Origin of the sequence: Kitasatospora sp. NPDC056446 (genome assembly GCF_042796115.1) — a bacterium.
Classification (GTDB): Bacteria; Actinomycetota; Actinomycetes; order Streptomycetales; family Streptomycetaceae; genus Kitasatospora.
The window spans coordinates 34,352-50,761 of sequence record NZ_JBHTRF010000065.1 but is presented as its reverse complement, the minus strand read 5'-3'; the positions used below and the strand labels follow the sequence as shown (position 1 = coordinate 50,761).

Below are 16,410 nucleotides of genomic sequence, written 5' to 3'. Positions count from 1 at the left end.
GCGCCCTTGAAGCGGGCGGCCGGCTCCGGATACTGGGCCGCGAAGGGGGGCCGGGGGAACCGCGCAGCGGGGCGCCCGGACCAGAAAAGGCAGCCACGCCGAAGGCGCGCCCGAACCCCGCCGCCCCCGGCGGCGACCACCACCACCGCCGAAGCCGGCTGTCCACCAGGTTCGCCGTCGAGCCCCTGGGCCCTTCGGCTGGTGCTCTACCCTGGAGGTCCGCATGCTCCACCGCGTTCGCGGAGGTGCTGTGGTCTCTGGCCGGTGGACCGTGCCAACCCGCTTCCGCGGGGGTGTCCACCGGCCGCCATCGTTTCCGGGATCAGTGCCGGATGGTCGGCTGGTTGGCCGGCTGGACCGGTGGCGGGGGCTGGATCACCGGTGCCGGTGTCGGCGTCGGGGTTGCCCTGACGGTCTCGCTGGTCGTGGTGGCCGCGCGGGCCCTCGGTGCCGGCTGGTCGACGGTGAGGTCCGAGAGCATCGAGCGCAACGGGCCGTTGTTGCCGCTGAGGCTGGCGATGGACGCGAGCATGTTGCGCTCGGGGTCGAGCCGGGTCCAGTCGATCGGGTGTCCAGCGTCGGCAGCTAGCTGGCCGAGGTACGCCCGCTGCGCTCTGCCGTTGCCCTCGCGGTGGGGGTGCAGCGCGTTGACGTCGCCGTAGAGGTCGGCCAGGCCATCGAGGAAGCCGTCGCGGTCGAGCCCGCGGAGGTAGTCCTGGCGTCGGGCGAGGCGGCCGAAGATGTCGTCCGCGAAGCCGGGGATCATGCGGACGAGGCAGAACCGGTCCGTCTTGGCGATCTCGACGGAGCGGATCTGGCCGGCCCACGGGTAGATGCTGCCGAAGATCTCCCGGTGGAACGCCTGGAGGTGCGCCAGGTCGTAGGCACCGGGGAGCGGTCGCTCGGCGAGACGGGTGAGGCGGGCGGCGGTGATGTCGGCTTCCGCGGCGGCGAGGGCTTGGGGGTCGGTGATGCCGAGCTTGTTGCGCAGGACGCCGCTGTCCGGGTCGAGGTAGGGGTCGACCATCGTCAGGATGTCGCCTGCTCGGCGTCCGGAGCGCGGTGGCGGGCCTCGGCGCGGGCCACAAGTTCGTCGGCGGAGATCTGTCCGGTGGCGTACTCCTCCGCGTCGGCGGCGTAGTCCGCGCTGGGGGTGAGCCCCTCGGCCTGGACGGAGCCCAGGGCGGAGGACAGCGCACGGCGGCGGCTCTCCGGGGTGGCGGGGTCGTGCATCGGTGGTGCTCCTCGTCTTCGCGCGGGGCGGGCGCGGGTGGTTCTCATCAGCGTACGTGCCCGGCGCTGGCGGGCGCTTCGGGCGACGGTGGGGTGGGCGCGGCAGGTGGCCTGCCCGGACCGGTGGGCGCGCGCGAGGGGGAGGGGCTCGATGCCCCTCCCCCTCGGTGCCGGCCGCCGGTCCGGGCCGCCGGGTCAGGCGGCGAGCGGCTGGGGCTCCGCCACCGGCGCGGGCAGCGCGGCCACGGGGCCCGCACCGGTGGCGGCCTCCGCGATCAAGGCGGCCTGGACTGCGGCCCCCGCCTGCTCTGTGCTCACCTTCTCCTGGAGGGTGGCCAACTCCGCCTCCAACTCCCGGATAGCTTCCTGGTGACGGCGGTACCGGGCGGGGGCGTGCCGCCGGTCGTGCACCCGGCGCAGTTCAGCCGCCCAGGGCCGGGTGAGCATGTGGTGGGTGAGTGTGTGGACGATGGCGGCGGTCCTACGGCGGGTGCCGTCCGGAGCCTCTGCGTCGTCGGCGGCACCGACCGCTCTGCGGACGGACAGCCACCACGGACTCGTCGGGCTCATCCGCTCCGCGTGGAAGTTCGCCCGCCCGGCGAGCATGACGCCGTACACGGTCGGGGCGTCCTCGAAGCGCCAACGAAAGGGGCTCGGCGACGGCCTGCCGAACGTCACCTCCATCGCATCGCTGTCGCAGCAGTTCCGGTCGTAGTCCGTCGAATCCCACGCGACCGTGATGGTGCCGCACAGTTCCGCAACGCGGTACAGGGCGGCACCGTGTTCCCAGTCCAGGGTGACGGTGGCGTGCATCCGGTAGCCGCCTTCGGTGACCAGGGTGACGTACTGCGGGCCGGTCGGCCGGGCGCTACTCATGCCGCCGCCCCGGCGAGCACGGGGGCCTCGGCGTCCTCGAAGGTCGGCACCTTCCCGGCGGCCAGTTCCTCGATGTCGGGCAGCTTGCGCCAGCGGCGCGCAGCGTGCCGGTAGGCCGTGGTCCACAGGTTGAGCTGACTGGTGAAGGCGTCCATGTCGGTGACGATCGTCAGCAGGCCGCCGATGCTGACCCGCAGCTGCGGCGCGCGCGTCGGGCTGATCCTCGCGGGCAGCGTCTCCACGACCGCCGGGCGAATCGGGGCGTCAAAGCGCAGGTGCCCGGATATCTGGCCCTCGGCCTCCGGGACGACGCCGGACCGCACCCGCGCGAACAGCTCGGCGGCCTGGTCGGCGGCACCCGACCACGCGGCGTACGCCTCGTAGGCGGGCTGCGGGTGGGCCAGGCGGATGCGGGCGGAGGGCATGGTCATCAGGATCGTCCGGGCGAGCAGCACGGCGTGCGTCTCGTGGCGGCCAGTGAGGTGAACGGCGAGATCAGTCCGGACGGTGGGCGGCGGGTCGTCGGTGGTGGCGAGGTACAGGTGCATGCGGGCCTCCGGCGTGGGTGGTGTGGTCTGCGGGGCCGGGGGTGTCCGGTGCCATCGGACACCCCCGGCGTGGCGGGGAGGGTGTCACCCCTCCCGGCGTTCAGGCCGCGATCGGTTCGTTGATCTCCGGGTAACGGGCTTCCCAGTCGTCGGCGTCCTCGGTCTGCTCCCCCGTGTCCTCGCTGGCCGGGTCGTTGGACTCGTCGTCCTTCACGATCGCGAGGTACCTGTCCAACGCATCTTCCTGGTCCTCGGCCTGGGCCGTCAGCTCCTCGCCGTCCTGGTCCTCCTCCTCGGCGTCTGCGGCTGCCTCCTCGTCCTCCGCCGTCAACTCCTGGCCGTCCTCGTCCTCCTGGTCCTCGTCCTCCTCGGCGGCGGCCTCCGCCTCGGCCGCCGCCCGCGCCTCGGCTGCGGCGATCTTCGCCCGGAGTGTGTCGACCAACTCGATCTCGGGCTCGCTCAGTTCGTAGCCGTAGTCGGTGAGGAGCTCGAACCAAGCGAGGGCGGCCCACTTCTTCCCGTAGCCGCGAACCGCGTCGCTCACGTGGCGCTCAGCCCTGACCGCGACGCTGGCGAGCAGCACCAGCGGCAGCCGGGCCTCAGCCGTACGTCCGACGAATCGGCCGTACCGCGCGCTCCGGTCGTCGTCGCCCGGCGCCTTGAGGAACTCCAGCACCTCAGGGCTCGTCTCGTCCGCCCCGAGCTTGTACAGGAGCCCGAGCACCCGCTTGGTCAGCCCCTTCGGCACCTTCTTGGACCGGCAGAGTTCCTGGATGAACTCGTGCCGGATCTCCCGAGCGATCGCCAGCCCTTCCTGACGCTCGCGATCAGCCTGCTCGGCCGCTGCCCTGGCGGCCTGCTCCTCCGGACTGAGGAACGAGTAGGAGCCGGACACGTGGTGGCCGTGCTGGTGAGGGTCACGGCAAAGGAACCTCGCCTTCACGTCACCGGGCGTGTTCTCGTGGAAGAACGCCGCGTTACCGGGGCAACCCTTGTGGCTCTCCGGAGTCAGGACCACTCCGTCCGCATCGGCGAGACGGTCAAGGCCGACCTCCTTCGACCCGTTCCACCCGAACCCGTACGGCTCGCCGACCATCCGGACACCGGCCGTCTTGAGGGCCTGGGTGGTCTCCTTCCGCAGCACGGCCGTCACTGCCTTGCGCCTCTCGTTCTTGAGGGCCCATTCCAGCTTTCCGCCCCGCTCGATCGTGTCGAGCAGCCGCTTGTAGGCCTTCGGGTCGCTCTCGAACTCGGCCAGCTTCTCGGCGTCCTCCAGCGTGAGTTCGCCGTGGTCCACGGCCTGCCGCGCGCTCTTCGGCATCGCCGCCAACGCGATCGAGGCCCTGACCTTCTTCGGGTCCTGCGCGACCCGCGCGGCGATCTGGTCGGCATCGAGACCGAGTTCCATGGAGAGCTGTGCATAGGCATCCGCGATCTCGCTCTCGCGCATGTCCTCGCGGTGCATGTTCTCGATGAGTTGCGCGATGATCCGCGCTTCCTCGGCGCTCAGGTCGTTGCGCACGATGACGTCGACGGTCCGGCCCGCCTCGATCGCGCCCTTGGCTCGCCGGTTGCCCAGGATGATCGCGATCCCGGTCTCATAGGGGGTCGCGATGATCGGCTGGAACAGGCCGTGCTCCGCGATCGAGTCGACGAAGTCGGGCGTCAGCTCGGCCTTGCGGACGTTGCGCGTGAAGATCAGCTCGGCCGGGTCGACCCCTTCGAGAAGGATCTTCGCCGAGGACTCCCCCGAGTCGGCGCCTTCCTCAACGGACTCAGTCTCGATCGCGTCCGCCAGCTCGATCGACTCCGGCGAGAAGGTCTCGTCGTCCAGCAGCTCAGCGGGGGCAAGTACGGTGGCCACAAATCCTCCAACAGGTGCATGGTCTCTGCCTGTTGGGCGGGGGTGCCATCCCCTCCCAACAAGAACAATAATACCTCAACGAGGGTTTTTGGTCAACTGAACTCGATGGCCCCGCCCCTCTCCGGCCGGGCGGATTCATGATCGTTTTGTGTCGTGCGGAAGGCACGGCGGTGCAGCTGAACAGCCCATACACACCTCCCCCGTCCCCCTGATAGCTGCCTGGGGTCCGGGGCAAAGAGGCCGTCCGGGTCAAGGGCCGGCCGCAGGCCGGTGGCGAAGCCACGCGCAGCGCCCTTGAGGCGGGCGGCCGGCTCCGGATACTGGGCCGCGGAAGGGGGCCGGGGACCTGGCCGCTCCCTGGTACCCCCCAAGGACAGGGAGGCACGCCGCGAACCGCGCGCCCACTCGCGCGCTGCACAGCGGAGCGGCCTTGGCCGTGCAAGGAGGAGCCAGCAGATCACCCCGCCGACCGACTGACGCTCGGCGCGCGCCCGGCGCCCTAGGGGCGCGCGCTGGTTCGGCGAACGCGCCCCCTGGCGTTCGCGTCCGTGGTAGAGCCCCAACTTGCCGCCGTTGGTGTCGCCGTCGCCGACCGTGCCACCCTGGGCGCCGGGGTGCGGCCGTTCCGTGCGAACGATCAGCCGCGTGCCCTTCGGCCAGCCCTTCAGGACATCACCGCCAAGCTCTGCGACCCAGGCGCTATCGCACACGGAGCCGTCCGGCTCCACGGCCGGTGTCCAGGTCGGGGCGGGACCGGTCGCGTGCACATGACGTGCATTCACTACCCACTGCGCTTCCGCGCGCTCGGTCGTGCGCCCTGCCAGGAGGCGGCCTCGCCATTGACCATTGGGAACACCCCAGTCCGGTTGATGGCGAGCAGCTTTGGAGCGTCCCGGTGTTGGGTGCGGCCTCGAACCGCCGCCATCTCCCGCGCCGGGGTGCGCAGCGCTTTCAGCTGGACACAACTGGGAGGAATCATCTTGACCATCCGACTGCGGCTGTCGTTCCGAGCCGTTGCCCTGGCCGTGGCCCTCGTCGCCGCCGTGGCCGCCGTCCCGCTCACGGCCACCGCCGCGCGGGCGGCGACCCCGATCTGCATCAGCGGCGCGATCCAGTACGACTACCAGTCCGCCGAGGACGGAACGGCCAAGCCCACTCGCACCAAGCCGCTGCGCTACGCCGTCGTCGAGTTGTGGGGCGCAGAGAAGAGCACCGACTCGCCGCACGCACTGAACGTCGTGGGGCACACCGCCGCCGACGGCAGCTACAACCTCTGCTACACGCCCACCACGACCACCTCGCTGAGCACCGTGTGGGTGAAGGCATGGGCCTCCGTCAGCAATCTGTGGTGGGTCGCCGACAACAGCAATCAGATCTACACCATGCAGTTGCCGGCCCTTTCCAACGTCACCGGCAACAGGAACATCGGCACGGCCAAGCCCCCGGCCTCCACGTCCAGGGCCTGGCACGTCCTCGACACCATCTACCTCCTGTGGTCGAACCGCAATAACCCCAATAGCCTCTGCTGGTCCACCAACGAGACGAACAGCCAAGCCTGCACCCCGCTCACGGTCTACTGGGTGGACGCCTCCGGCTCCGCGGCGTACGACCCCAGCTCCAACAGCGCCTTTCTCTACGGCGCCGACGCCGACTCCGAGCACGTCATCCTGCACGAGGCCAGCCACTTCCTCATGCACCGCATGTACAACGGACTGATGCCGTCCGGCGTCAACTGCCAACCCCACTACGTCTCGTACGCGAGCTCGGACGGGTGCGCGTGGTCGGAGGGCTTCGCCACCGCCTCGGCCGCCTACGTACTCGGCGACTCCCGCACCGTCTCGGGCAGCGGGAACAGCACCACCTTCACCTACGGCAACAACTGGGGCGTCGGCGACGTGGTGGAGGGCAATGTCGCCGGCTCCCTCCTCGACCTCTGGCGCACCGTCGACACCAACTGGAACGCGAGCATCACCGCGATCACCGCGCAGAAGCCCCCGACCTTCTCCGCCTACTTCAACACCACCCGCCCGGCGGCGAATCCGCCCCTGTCCACCGACAGCACGGCGCTCGGGAAGCTGAACCCGCACACCATTGACTACGGGCCCACCATCGTCGGCGACGGCAAGTACCACAGCCTCACCGATGGCAGCGGCCTGGCGCTGGAGGTGAACGGCTCGTGCACCGCCCCCAGTGGCTCCAGCACCAGCCTCGGCACCCTCGACACCACCCGCAGCTGGCAGCGCTGGAGGATCGACGCGAACGCAGACGGCACCGTGCGGATCACCGACGGCTGCCCCCAACCGCTCGCCCTCACCCTCCCCTCCCCCGTGAACGTGGGCAGCACGGTCATCGTCACGGCGTACAACCCCGCCGACAGCAACCAGAAGTGGAAGGTCACCAAGAGCAACGGAACCCTGAGGATCACCCACCCGATGGGCAGCCTGGCTCTCGACCGGACGAGCCCCACCGCGGGCGCCAACGTGGTCCTCAACCAGTACAGCAGCTCGAACTCCCAGTTCTGGGCACCCCTCAGCTGAGCAACTCCGCCGTCCCCTCCGGCCTCGTACCAGGGCCAGCGGGGACGACGCCGTGCGCGGGCGGGTGCCGTCGAGGACGAACCGCGTCGCCGGGCGGGCGGAGACAATGACCAGCTGGCCGAGCACGGCGGGTGTGTGGGCGAAGGCGTACTTGAGCCGCTCCCCAGGGTGCAGTCCCAGGACGTGTGATCGTCGCGATCCTCGGCGAAGAGATCGCCAGACCGACGCGCTCATGGCGGGATGCCCTGCCGAGCTCTATTCGGCAGGGCATCCCGCGCCCAGGGCTCTCGCAACCGCCCGGCTGCCGCTCCATGCGGCCGCGCTGGAGCCCCACCCCGTACGTATGTGACAACAACACTCGTCCGTCCGGTCCTGGCTGTGCCGAAGGAAGCTGGCACGTTCCCAGGTCAGATGGTCCGACTGGCGACATCTACAGCAGTCAGTCGCAGGACAGTGGAGGCTCGACGGCGACCCCAAGCAGTTCAACCAGGGGCTGCTGGCCGAAGCCTTGGCGGATGACGGTCGGCCGATCACCGAGCTGGCCGGCGCGGTGCGGGACCTGCGGACGGCGATGGCGGCTGGGACATGGCGGGCAACTCGCTCGGACGGCGACTTCGCCTGGACCTGGCGCCGGTGGGGCAACCTGGCGGTCACGGCCGACGCACTGCGGCACGCCATGTGGATCGAGGGCAACAACGACCGCAGTGGCGAGGTCTCCATGATCTCGGCCCGCACGATCGGGCTGCTGTTGCTGCCCGAGGCCGACCGGCTCGGGCAGGCCGAGGAGGTCGGCGTCGAGCTGGTGGCGCTGGCTCCCGAGCTGGAGCGGTGCTGGCCGTAGGCTTGCGACGCCCGTCAACAATTGTTGACGGGCGTCGCGGCGTTCAGGACGTCAGGCGAGACCTTCCGGCAGGTCGCCACGGTTGATCACATGCCAGTGCATGTGCTTGCTCTCCTGGTAGTTGCCCTCGTTGGTGACCACCGAGGCGGCGCCGTGCTCGGCGGCGACCTGCGCGGCGACCAGCCGGACGACCCGCAGCACCTCCAACAGCAGGTCCTCGCCGCCGTCGCCGAGGTTCACCAGCGAGGGGATGTGCTGGCGGGGCACCACGACGATGTGCACCGGGTACGACGGGCGGGTGTGCTTGAAGGCAAGCACCCGGTCCGTCTCGTGGACGACCTCAATGGGGGTGAGGCCGTTCAATGCCTGCTCGCAGTAGAAGTCGGACATAATCAGGCTCCGATCAGGCCGAGGTAGTGGGCGACGTACGGCGGCGTCCTGAGCGCGGCGACTGAGATGCCAGCTGCCGGTCGGCCTTCCCTGCCGCAAGCAGCCACGCGTCAGTTGACGGTTAAGGTGGGCTTGCCGGAATTGTCGTGGGGCCATGTGCGTTCATTGTCGTGCCCAGGTGGTATGGAAGAGGTGGGTGGACCCCGGCGGCTCTTTCGCCAGGGTCCACCCACCTCTCATTCACTCGTTACAGCTGAACCGGGAACTCGCCCGCCTTGACGGCATCGAGGAAGGTCTGGAACGCCGCGGGGGTGAACTCCAGGACCGGGCCGCGTCGGTCCTGCTTGGTGTCGCGCACCGGGATGGCGCCAGCCGGGGTCCGGCCGACCTCGACGCAGTTGCCGTTTTCGCCGGCCGAGTAGCTGGACTTGGCCCAGCGGTACCCGCCCTGGTCGAGGGTGGTGCCGTCTTGCATGGTCATCCTTCCAGTTGTCCCCAACTCGTCTTGTTCGTCAGGGTTGCCTGCAAGTATGACCGGGTCGCCGCCGGGTCGAGCGCCTGGGACATAAGGACCTCAAACTGGCGGTTGCGACGGTTGAGATTCGAGAGACGGTCCGCAAATGTCAGGTTCTGCTCGGTGTAGACGACACCATCGCCAGGCAGGTCGCTGAACAGGTAGGTGGCAAAGGAACCAGCTGCTCCGACGTGGTAGCCGGACTCCTCCGTAAGCACCTGGATCGTGACGTTGTCCTGCTCGCACACCGCGATCAGATGCTCCAGCTGGCCCCGCATCACCTCGGGGTCACCGACGAGCATGCGCAGCGCGCCCGCGCCGACGATGAACCGGGCCTGCGGCGCCCTCTCGCCGAACAACACCTGCTTGCGCAGCTCGGTGCGTTCGACGACCTTTTCGAGCGGCAGCGGATTGTCGGCCTTCAACAGGAAGCGCTCACGGGAGATGACCGCCTCGGTGTAGGCGGCGGTCTGCAACAAGCCCGGCAGGATGTTGGGCTCCCAGTTCTTGATGAGCTTGGCCAGCCTCTCTGCCTCAACCAGGGCGCTGAACGAGGGATGCATGTCCTCGTCCGTCCACCAGCCGTGCTCCTTGCTCTGTTTGGCCATCTCCCTGAGCGAGTTCGCGGTGGCCTGGTCCAGGTTGAACTGCGTGACCCACGAGTTCACGTCGTGAACCTTGATGATGTTCCGACCGGTCTCCAGGCGACGGACGATCGCGGCCGAAAGGCCGAGGGCGTCCCCGAGCTGCTCACGGGTGAGCCGGTTTCGCTCGCGGATTCTCCTCAGCCTGCCGCCGAGGAGATGCCGGAGGAACGGCACGCCGGCGGGGCGCTCGTCCTGCTCTTCGTTCGCGGCCTCTTCGTCCATGCCACACCCCTATCAGCTGTCACTGATGCCGCGTCAAGTCTGCCGTCCCTGCCTGGGAAGCGCCAGCCGCGCACTACCGTCAATTGACGGTGACGACACCTGTTGCAATTCAGTTCCGAGTGCGAGACTGTAGCAGCGCACTCACCGTCAGTGGCCTGTGTCACGGTCTCGGTGATCCATCGCTATCGCCGTGCTCACCGGGGGTTTCCCATGAATGAGTCACTGCGCCCTGCCCCACACCTGGGCGCACCGTTAGCACCACGCCAGCCCCTTCGGCTGGTTCTGCACGTAGCCCCGACCCCGGAAGGCGCCGCCGCGACGCGGCAGGCCCTCCTCGTCGGCATCGGCCGCTGGGGCCTCCCTCTGCCCCCCGACCGGATCGAAGACGTCAGGCTGCTGGCCGGTGAGGTGATCGCCAACGCGGTCATCCACACCGGCAAGGCCGCGACCGTCGCCGCGACCTGGACCGGCACCGCAGTCCGCGTCGAAGTCGCCGACGAGAGCGATCAAATGCCTCTCGTGCGAGAGCACTTCGGTGAGGAGGTGACCAACGGCCAGGGCCTCAATCTGGTCAAGGCTCTGTCCAATGCCTGGGGTGCGAAGGTCGACAGACGTACCGGCACGAAGGTCGTCTGGTTCGAATGCGGCCCTCGGCACGGGTTATCCGTGAACCAACCCGACGCCATGGTCGTGGCGGAGCCGTTGCGCCCGCACAACGAACCACGGTTACATGCCCCCCGTGCTCCCGCCGCGCCGTCCAGGCCCCGGTCCGGGTGGTTTCGCCGCAGGGGCGTGGCCGCGGTGATCGCGGCCGGGCACGTCACCGTCGTCGGCTTGCTCAGCCAGGCCGCCGTCCACGACGTGCCGAGCCAGTTCGCCGCAACCGGGCCCGTGTTCGCGCCGGACCTGCCGCCGGCCACCAGCACACTGCCTCACGTGACCGACAGCTCATAGTCCCCACCTGCACCCGGCGCCTCAATGCACTGGCGCCACTGCACACCAGAACCCCTGCCCCGAGTCGTGTTGGGGCGAGTTGCGGAAGAGCACCACCCCGTCGCAGGGGCGTGCAAGCTCACCGCTTCCAGGGCCCCTTCACGCCCGCCGCAGGGAACACGGGTCTGGGCAGGCGTGTGGGGCCCCGTACGACGGGACCGGCCCTGCTGGCCTCCACCTTCCGAAGCCCTCACGCCAGCAGGGCAGATGCCGCCTGCCCGGCCGTTCCCGTTTCTTCTCCGGCGACGGGGTAGCCGGGCAGTTCCCCCTGCACTTCGGACGCTCGCCAGCGCGGGCCGCGACCGCCGGAACCGCGAGCAAATGACTCCAACGACCAGGCACGGAGAGCACGATGACGACTGCCGCGATTGTCCCAACCACACTCATGCGCCAGGTGATCGAGGGCATGCGTTGGCTCGGCGGGCACACCCGCGACCCGGAGGCGACCTGGAGGGTGTGGGCGGAGGGTCGCGCGGTCCCCATCCCGGTCGGCAACGGCTTCGTCGTGGTACAGCTTCCGGAAGCATTGGGCCGAGCCGCCGTTCGTGCGTTGGCCGGCAACGCCCCCAGCCTCGTCGGGCCGGTGCTCGTCAACCATTCGAAGGGCGTTGTCGAGGTCCTCGTGCCCATCGCCCCTGCGGTGTGGCAGGGCCCCGGTGCCGAACTGCTCGACGGGAGCCGGATGGTCAAGTGCCCTCCGCCTAGCCGCCGTGCGGACGGACGGGACTGGCTGTACCTGCCGAGGGCGCTTCCCGGCCGCCCGGCGGTACTCACCGACCCTTACCGCCTCGCGGAGGCCGTGAGCGTTGCTCGATCCCAGCTCATGGCCGCTGGATATCAGTTCGGCCCGTAAAGCCTCCCGGTGCCGGCCGCTGCCCATGGGGCGTTGCCGGCACCGGGGCACCAGGGCGGTCCGACTGCCGCTGCCTCGCACACCTCAGAGCACCGCCCGACCAGGCCCACCCCAGCAGGGGTCAGGCAGCACCGCCCCGCTTCCGCTGCAGCGCCAACTTCCTTGATTGATCGGAGCTTTGTGAAACCCGACGAAAGCTGCGCCGCCGTCGTCGCGACGGCCTGGCGCCAGGGCCTCGACCCGCGCCGAGCCGTTCTGCTGCAGGGCGGCCCCCACCACACCTGGCGCTTGCCCGAGTCGGGGGCCATCGCCAAGGTCTGGCGTCCGGGCACCGAAGCCGAAACGGCCTTGCGTGAAACGCGGATTGCGCGATGGCTGCTGCGTAACGGCATCCAGGCTCCGCGCCCGGCCGGCACCTCCGCCTACCCACTCGTGCACTCCGGCCGCTACCACCTCCAGGTCACCTTCGTCGAGGACCTCGGCGACCGCGCGCCCCATCCGGCTGACCTCGCGGACGTCCTGCAGCGGCTGCACCGGCTGGCTATCCCCGCGGGCCTGGGTCTGCCGAAGTTAAACCCGTTCAGTGCGCTGTCCCAGCGCATCAGGGACCTGCCCCCGGGCACGCTGTCCTCCGACCAGGAACAGCACCTGCGCGCTCTGCTGGCCGCCGCCCGGGCCACCTGGCGCGCCACGCCGCCCGGCCCGATGTGCGTGATCCACGGCGACGCCACCCCGACGAACTGCATCATCACCACCCGCGGTCCCGCCCTGATCGACTTCGAGCGAACGGCGATCGGGCCCGGAGCGTGGGACCAGGCCGCCGCTGGGTGGAGGCGCGACATCTTCGCCACGCCGGGCAAGGAGTTCGACGAGTTCATCGCCGCCTACGGTCACGACGTCACCACCGTCGACGACGGCCGCACCTACCGCGCGATGACCCCGGTCTTCGCCCTCAGCGCGTGGCTCTTCCTCGCCGAGTACACCCGCATCGACCCGGAACTCCAGGACGAGGCCGACCGCAGGCTGGCCACCATCCTCAATTCCCCCCTGCCGCCCTTCCCGTGGCGCTGGCGCCCTGCCTCCCGCGCCAAGGCGGAAGCCGCGATGGCCACCTGACCCGGCACGACGGACAGCCCTCCGCCTGCCTGCGAGGTCCGAGGCCCGACCTCCCGGCGGGTTACGGCAACAGGCCAGTCACCGATGACCGACCACTCCGCAACGACCTGCTCCGCAGGACACCCGAGAGAAGGAGACGGCATGAACCCCACCAGCACCGCGCTGGCGCCCATCCAGAACGACTTCCTGGAACTGCACCGCTCCGCCAACATCGTCCAGTCGTTCGAAGGCAGCATCGTCCACGGCACCCTGCAGACCGAGAACTACGCCCGCGCCGTCTTCGAGCACGCCGGCGAGTTCTACCCGGTCTCCAACGAGGACATCGAGACGGCCATCCAGGCGAGGATGGCCCGGCGCGACCTCATCAACGGAGAGCGCAAGTTCGAGATCATCATGAGCGCGCGGGCCCTGACGGCGGACATCGCGGGTGCGGCCGTGCTCCGCGAGCAGTTGACCTACCTGCTGGAGTGCATCCAGCGCCCGGGCCTCACCCTCGGCGTCATCCCTGCTGGCACCCTGGTCCGCACCTACTGGGACTTCACCATCATCAACTCGGTCCGGGTCGAGATCGACCAGTACGCGGGCCCCCGTACCGTCACCGACCCGGCGACGGTCAGCCGCTTCCGGGACGTCTTCGACCGCCTTCGCCGCACCGCGGTCTACGGCGACGACGCGCGCGCCCTGATCAGCAGCCTGATCTAGAACCAGCCGAAGCTCTCCTTGGGGGTGCGCCCTCGCCCCATGCGGAGCGGTCGTCGCGAGGGCGCAGGCCGCGCCGTCCGCTCGACCTGGTGCGGCCCGCCAACGAATCGCAGTTCGCCCCGCCAGGGATGAACAGCCAGCTGACCCGCGACCAGAGCAGCCGAGGCTGCCTCCCGGCGCTGCGGCTGATCGGCGCAGACTCCCTGGCCGCCGGCCGCCCGTATCGCCCCGCCCAGTAAGCACGACACATCTACCCCTTGGATCGTCAATGACCATCTTCGAGCACCGCAACGACGCCGACCTCGACGCCGTTGTGTTCGCCCGCTTCTGCGGCCTCATCGAGGCCGCCGCCCCGCTGGTGGCGGAGCTGTCCGGTCTCGCCCTGCCCGGGCGGGTCACCGCCTGCCCGGTCAGCCCGGCGCAATTCATCGAGCGGCAGGTCGAGCACTCGGTGCTGATGGCCTCCCTCGCCATCGGGTCCCTGCCGGACGGCACGTTCCCCGACGACGCGATCACCGGCATGACCGCGCAGACGCGTGCGTACACCGAGCAGATGGTCTCCCGGCTCTACCCGACCTCCCGGGCCGCGATCATGTGGCGCGAGGACGGAGCCGCCGAGCTCACCTTCATGCCGCAGGTGTACGACGAGTACCTCAACCCCACCGAGCGGCAGCTGACCACGATCTTCGCGCACCAGCTCACCCACCTGGCCCAGTTCACCCTTCACCCGGAGCTGGCGTACGCGCCGCTCAGGTGCAAGCTCCTGGACACCGCCGCGGGCCTGCCGCCCGAGCAGCACCGCACCCCCGCGGCCCTCACCTTCGGGCACGGCCAGTACGTCGAGCGCCTCGCCTCCAAGGCGCTGTGCGGGCAGGAAATCATCGGCGCCCTGCCCGGAGACCCGGAACCCAGCTCCCTGTACACGGAGCTGCGACGCGACCCGCAGGCCCCGACGAACAGCCCGGCTTTCGACCTCGGCGAACAGCTCGTCAAGGCGCTGGTCGGCGCGGGCGGGTTCCCCCTGCTCCGTGCCGCGCTGACCAGGGAGGACCTGTACCCGACCGAGGCCGAGATCGTGGACCCGGCCCTGTGGCTCACCCGCCACCACGCAGCCGTCGAGTCCGCCGTGGCTACGGACGAGGGGGCTTCCGCGATTTCCGCGTAGAGGCCAGCACGCCGAAGACGGTGGGCCGACCCGATGTCCGTTTCGAGTCGGCCCCACCACTCCTGGCCAAGACCTCACATCCACAGGCCGAGATGGAGGCTGCACCGTGATGGACCACCTTCTCCGTTGGGGCGTTTCTGTCGCGCCGCAGGGTTGGCAGCCGCGGCACGAGGTCGTGATCGCTCCCAGGAGGGCAGGGCTTGTGGCACCTCGCCGGTCAGGCCGCTATAGCCGTCTTGAGCTGCGACAAGGCGGCCTGTGCCTCCTCACGGACGTCCGGCAGACCTCGACTGGCGCGCACCACTCGCTGAATCTGGTGCGGCAGCCGGTGCGCCACCGCTCCCCGCACTGCCTCGGCCAAGCTCTCCCGGGCGGCCCGGTGGTCGCCCCGAAGCGTCAGGACCTGCCCGGCGGTGATCGCGGAGATGATGCGCCACTGCGTGGTCGTGTGAAGTCGAGGCGCGGGTGCACGCTCCAGGACGCGAACGGCCTCCTGGACACGGCCGGTGGCGGCGAGCCCCCGTACGTGGACCTCGTGGTGGCTGAAATCGGAGAACAGGGACGTCGTCGGCGCCACGTCCAGCAACCGGAAGCCTTCGGTGACCGCGTCATCGAACGCGGCCCGGTCCCCGGCGCTGCCGGCGGCGCGGGCCAGAAGGATCACGGCCTCAGCTCGCTCGCCAGGTGTGCGGGCGGCATCCCGGGCCTGGGCGAGCCGGTCAACCGCGGCTCCCAGGAGACGGGCCTTGCGGAGTTCGTTGCCGTGGTGGCGCAGGGCGTAGGTGTGCAGGGTCGGATCGCCGAGGCGCCGAGCGACAGCCAGTCCTTTGCCGGTCCAGCGGGCAGCGGTGGCCAGGCGCTCGTCAGGCAGGACGTGACCGAGGGCGACGCCGAGGCCGACGCGGGCGCGGGCGAGCAGCCGCAATACGTCCGTTTCGGTGCGGCCGTCCTCAACCCGGGCCTCCAACCGCGCCACCAGAGGCCACAGCTCGTCGACAGCGGCGCTGGCCTGACCGGCCTGGCGGGCGATCTCGGCCAGGCGCAGGACGCTCTCCGCGAACTGGATCATGGCGTGGTGGTCTCCGTCTGCGTCGTCGGTGATGCCGAAGCAATGGGGCGGGAGGCGGAGCTGGTCGGCGATGTGTCGCAGGGCGCCGATGTCGGTGATGGTGCGCGAGCCGGTCTCCACCCGGGACACGTAGCTGGTGGAGTAGCCGAGCAGGTCCGCGAGTTCCTGCTGGGGCAGGCCGTGGAGTTCACGGTAGAAGGTAAGGATTCCCGCCAGGCTTCGCCGGCGCAGGATCTCCTGGGCTCGGGGCGTGGTCCAGTGCCACTGGATGCCGTCGCGTGGCGCGGGCTCCACGGCTCAGTCCCGGTCGAGGAGTTCGTACCAGCGGGCAATGGAGTCCTTGTAGCCCTGGGGCATGACGAGCGCGTCGACCTCGTGCCGGTGGAAGAGTCCGGCCTCCTTGTGTTCGTGGCTGACAACGGGGGGCTTGTCAGCACCGGTGGCGGTGCAGCCGTAGGTGACGATGAAGACCTTCCGGCCGGGCAGCGGCTCGTACATCCACGTATCGAGCAGAGCGCTGGCGTTGGCCGTCCAGCCGCTCTCCTCTTGGATTTCGGTCTCCACCCGCTCGGCGGGGGTCTCGTCGCCTTCGAGCTTGCCTCCGGGCAGCTCCCACTCCTGCCTCTCGTTTTTCAGCAGCAGCACGCGCCGCTGGCTGTCGAGGACCACACCCTTGATCGAGATGGGGAACTTCGCTGGGACGTAAGGCTGTTCGAGCTGGATCACGCCGTCCTCCATGATGTGCGGCCAGGCGCAGGCATCCCGAACGTAGCAGCCCCGAGCCGAGCCGAAGCGCCCTGTTCCCGTGATCACGGGTTGACAGTTTGTCACTGTACGGCG

At 69.8% G+C, this 16,410-nt stretch carries 17 protein-coding genes; 7 read left to right on the top strand and 10 right to left on the bottom strand.

The window, feature by feature from the left end; translation table 11 throughout:
* Positions 1–322: 322 nt before the first annotated feature.
* The 5 genes from ACFQ6N_RS30575 to ACFQ6N_RS30555 form a co-directional block, all read right to left on the bottom strand.
* Positions 323–1,027 carry a Fic/DOC family protein gene (locus tag ACFQ6N_RS30575; protein WP_380655971.1) on the bottom strand — a complete coding sequence of 235 codons (705 nt, stop codon included), beginning with the start codon at positions 1,025–1,027 and terminating at the stop codon, positions 323–325.
* A 2-nt stretch (positions 1,028–1,029) separates the two neighbouring features.
* The gene (locus ACFQ6N_RS30570; protein ID WP_380655969.1) at positions 1,030–1,233 is read right to left on the bottom strand and encodes a hypothetical protein; all 204 of its coding nucleotides are present in this window, start codon (positions 1,231–1,233) and stop codon (positions 1,030–1,032) included.
* A 195-nt stretch (positions 1,234–1,428) separates the two neighbouring features.
* Positions 1,429–2,109 (bottom strand): hypothetical protein, encoded by a 681-nt coding sequence (locus tag ACFQ6N_RS30565; RefSeq protein ID WP_380655966.1) that lies wholly within the window; start codon positions 2,107–2,109, stop codon positions 1,429–1,431.
* Entirely contained in the window at positions 2,106–2,657 is a 552-nt protein-coding gene (locus ACFQ6N_RS30560) for a hypothetical protein (RefSeq protein ID WP_380655963.1), read from the bottom strand. Before ACFQ6N_RS30560 ends, ACFQ6N_RS30565 begins: the two co-directional genes overlap by 4 nt.
* 100 nt (positions 2,658–2,757) lie before the next feature.
* Positions 2,758–4,521, bottom strand: a complete 1,764-nt coding sequence (locus ACFQ6N_RS30555) for a ParB/RepB/Spo0J family partition protein (protein ID WP_380655961.1) — start codon at positions 4,519–4,521, stop codon at positions 2,758–2,760.
* A 980-nt stretch (positions 4,522–5,501) separates the two neighbouring features.
* Between ACFQ6N_RS30555 and ACFQ6N_RS30550 the strand changes: the two genes are divergently transcribed.
* Complete coding sequence (locus ACFQ6N_RS30550) at positions 5,502–7,058, top strand: RICIN domain-containing protein (RefSeq protein ID WP_380655958.1); 1,557 nt, start codon at positions 5,502–5,504, stop codon at positions 7,056–7,058.
* Positions 7,059–7,566: 508 nt separating this feature from the next.
* Positions 7,567–7,899 (top strand): hypothetical protein, encoded by a 333-nt coding sequence (locus tag ACFQ6N_RS30545; RefSeq protein ID WP_380655955.1) that lies wholly within the window; start codon positions 7,567–7,569, stop codon positions 7,897–7,899.
* 51 nt (positions 7,900–7,950) lie between these two features.
* Here ACFQ6N_RS30545 and ACFQ6N_RS30540 read toward each other — a convergent pair whose 3' ends face one another.
* From ACFQ6N_RS30540 to ACFQ6N_RS30530, 3 genes are all read right to left on the bottom strand, one after another.
* Positions 7,951–8,289 (bottom strand): HIT domain-containing protein, encoded by a 339-nt coding sequence (locus tag ACFQ6N_RS30540; RefSeq protein ID WP_380655952.1) that lies wholly within the window; start codon positions 8,287–8,289, stop codon positions 7,951–7,953.
* A gap of 247 nt (positions 8,290–8,536) precedes the next feature.
* Complete coding sequence (locus ACFQ6N_RS30535) at positions 8,537–8,770, bottom strand: DUF397 domain-containing protein (RefSeq protein WP_380655949.1); 234 nt, start codon at positions 8,768–8,770, stop codon at positions 8,537–8,539.
* On the bottom strand, positions 8,767–9,672 hold the full coding sequence (locus ACFQ6N_RS30530) for a DUF5753 domain-containing protein (RefSeq protein ID WP_380655946.1): 906 nt from the start codon (positions 9,670–9,672) through the stop codon (positions 8,767–8,769). Before ACFQ6N_RS30530 ends, ACFQ6N_RS30535 begins: the two co-directional genes overlap by 4 nt.
* A 210-nt stretch (positions 9,673–9,882) precedes the next feature.
* Here ACFQ6N_RS30530 and ACFQ6N_RS30525 point away from each other — a divergent pair, with 210 nt between their 5' ends.
* From ACFQ6N_RS30525 to ACFQ6N_RS30505, 5 genes are all read left to right on the top strand, one after another.
* A complete protein-coding gene (locus ACFQ6N_RS30525) occupies positions 9,883–10,626 on the top strand; it encodes an ATP-binding protein (protein ID WP_380655944.1) in 744 nt (247 codons plus the stop codon).
* A 391-nt stretch (positions 10,627–11,017) separates the two neighbouring features.
* Complete coding sequence (locus ACFQ6N_RS30520) at positions 11,018–11,518, top strand: hypothetical protein (RefSeq protein WP_380655941.1); 501 nt, start codon at positions 11,018–11,020, stop codon at positions 11,516–11,518.
* A 180-nt stretch (positions 11,519–11,698) separates the two neighbouring features.
* The gene (locus ACFQ6N_RS30515; protein WP_380655938.1) at positions 11,699–12,634 is read left to right on the top strand and encodes a phosphotransferase family protein; all 936 of its coding nucleotides are present in this window, start codon (positions 11,699–11,701) and stop codon (positions 12,632–12,634) included.
* A gap of 141 nt (positions 12,635–12,775) precedes the next feature.
* Entirely contained in the window at positions 12,776–13,336 is a 561-nt protein-coding gene (locus ACFQ6N_RS30510) for a DUF5753 domain-containing protein (RefSeq protein ID WP_380655935.1), read from the top strand.
* A 268-nt stretch (positions 13,337–13,604) separates the two neighbouring features.
* The gene (locus ACFQ6N_RS30505; protein WP_380655933.1) at positions 13,605–14,501 is read left to right on the top strand and encodes a hypothetical protein; all 897 of its coding nucleotides are present in this window, start codon (positions 13,605–13,607) and stop codon (positions 14,499–14,501) included.
* A 217-nt stretch (positions 14,502–14,718) separates the two neighbouring features.
* Here the strand turns inward: ACFQ6N_RS30505 and ACFQ6N_RS30500 are convergent, their stop codons facing one another.
* The gene (locus ACFQ6N_RS30500; RefSeq protein ID WP_380655930.1) at positions 14,719–15,864 is read right to left on the bottom strand and encodes a helix-turn-helix domain-containing protein; all 1,146 of its coding nucleotides are present in this window, start codon (positions 15,862–15,864) and stop codon (positions 14,719–14,721) included.
* Positions 15,865–15,867: 3 nt separating this feature from the next.
* Positions 15,868–16,296, bottom strand: a complete 429-nt coding sequence (locus ACFQ6N_RS30495; protein WP_375874594.1) for an NUDIX domain-containing protein — start codon at positions 16,294–16,296, stop codon at positions 15,868–15,870.
* Positions 16,297–16,410: the final 114 nt, after the last annotated feature.

Coding starts and splice junctions, on each gene's coding strand:
- ACFQ6N_RS30575 (WP_380655971.1), bottom strand. CDS start 1,027: ATGGTCGACCCCTACCTCGACCCGGACAGCGGCGTCCTGCGCAACAAG.
- ACFQ6N_RS30570 (WP_380655969.1), bottom strand. CDS start 1,233: ATGCACGACCCCGCCACCCCGGAGAGCCGCCGCCGTGCGCTGTCCTCC.
- ACFQ6N_RS30565 (WP_380655966.1), bottom strand. CDS start 2,109: ATGAGTAGCGCCCGGCCGACCGGCCCGCAGTACGTCACCCTGGTCACC.
- ACFQ6N_RS30560 (WP_380655963.1), bottom strand. CDS start 2,657: ATGCACCTGTACCTCGCCACCACCGACGACCCGCCGCCCACCGTCCGG.
- ACFQ6N_RS30540 (WP_380655952.1), bottom strand. CDS start 8,289: ATGTCCGACTTCTACTGCGAGCAGGCATTGAACGGCCTCACCCCCATT.
- ACFQ6N_RS30535 (WP_380655949.1), bottom strand. CDS start 8,770: ATGACCATGCAAGACGGCACCACCCTCGACCAGGGCGGGTACCGCTGG.
- ACFQ6N_RS30530 (WP_380655946.1), bottom strand. CDS start 9,672: ATGGACGAAGAGGCCGCGAACGAAGAGCAGGACGAGCGCCCCGCCGGC.
- ACFQ6N_RS30525 (WP_380655944.1), top strand. CDS start 9,883: ATGAATGAGTCACTGCGCCCTGCCCCACACCTGGGCGCACCGTTAGCA.
- ACFQ6N_RS30520 (WP_380655941.1), top strand. CDS start 11,018: ATGACGACTGCCGCGATTGTCCCAACCACACTCATGCGCCAGGTGATC.
- ACFQ6N_RS30510 (WP_380655935.1), top strand. CDS start 12,776: ATGAACCCCACCAGCACCGCGCTGGCGCCCATCCAGAACGACTTCCTG.
- ACFQ6N_RS30505 (WP_380655933.1), top strand. CDS start 13,605: ATGACCATCTTCGAGCACCGCAACGACGCCGACCTCGACGCCGTTGTG.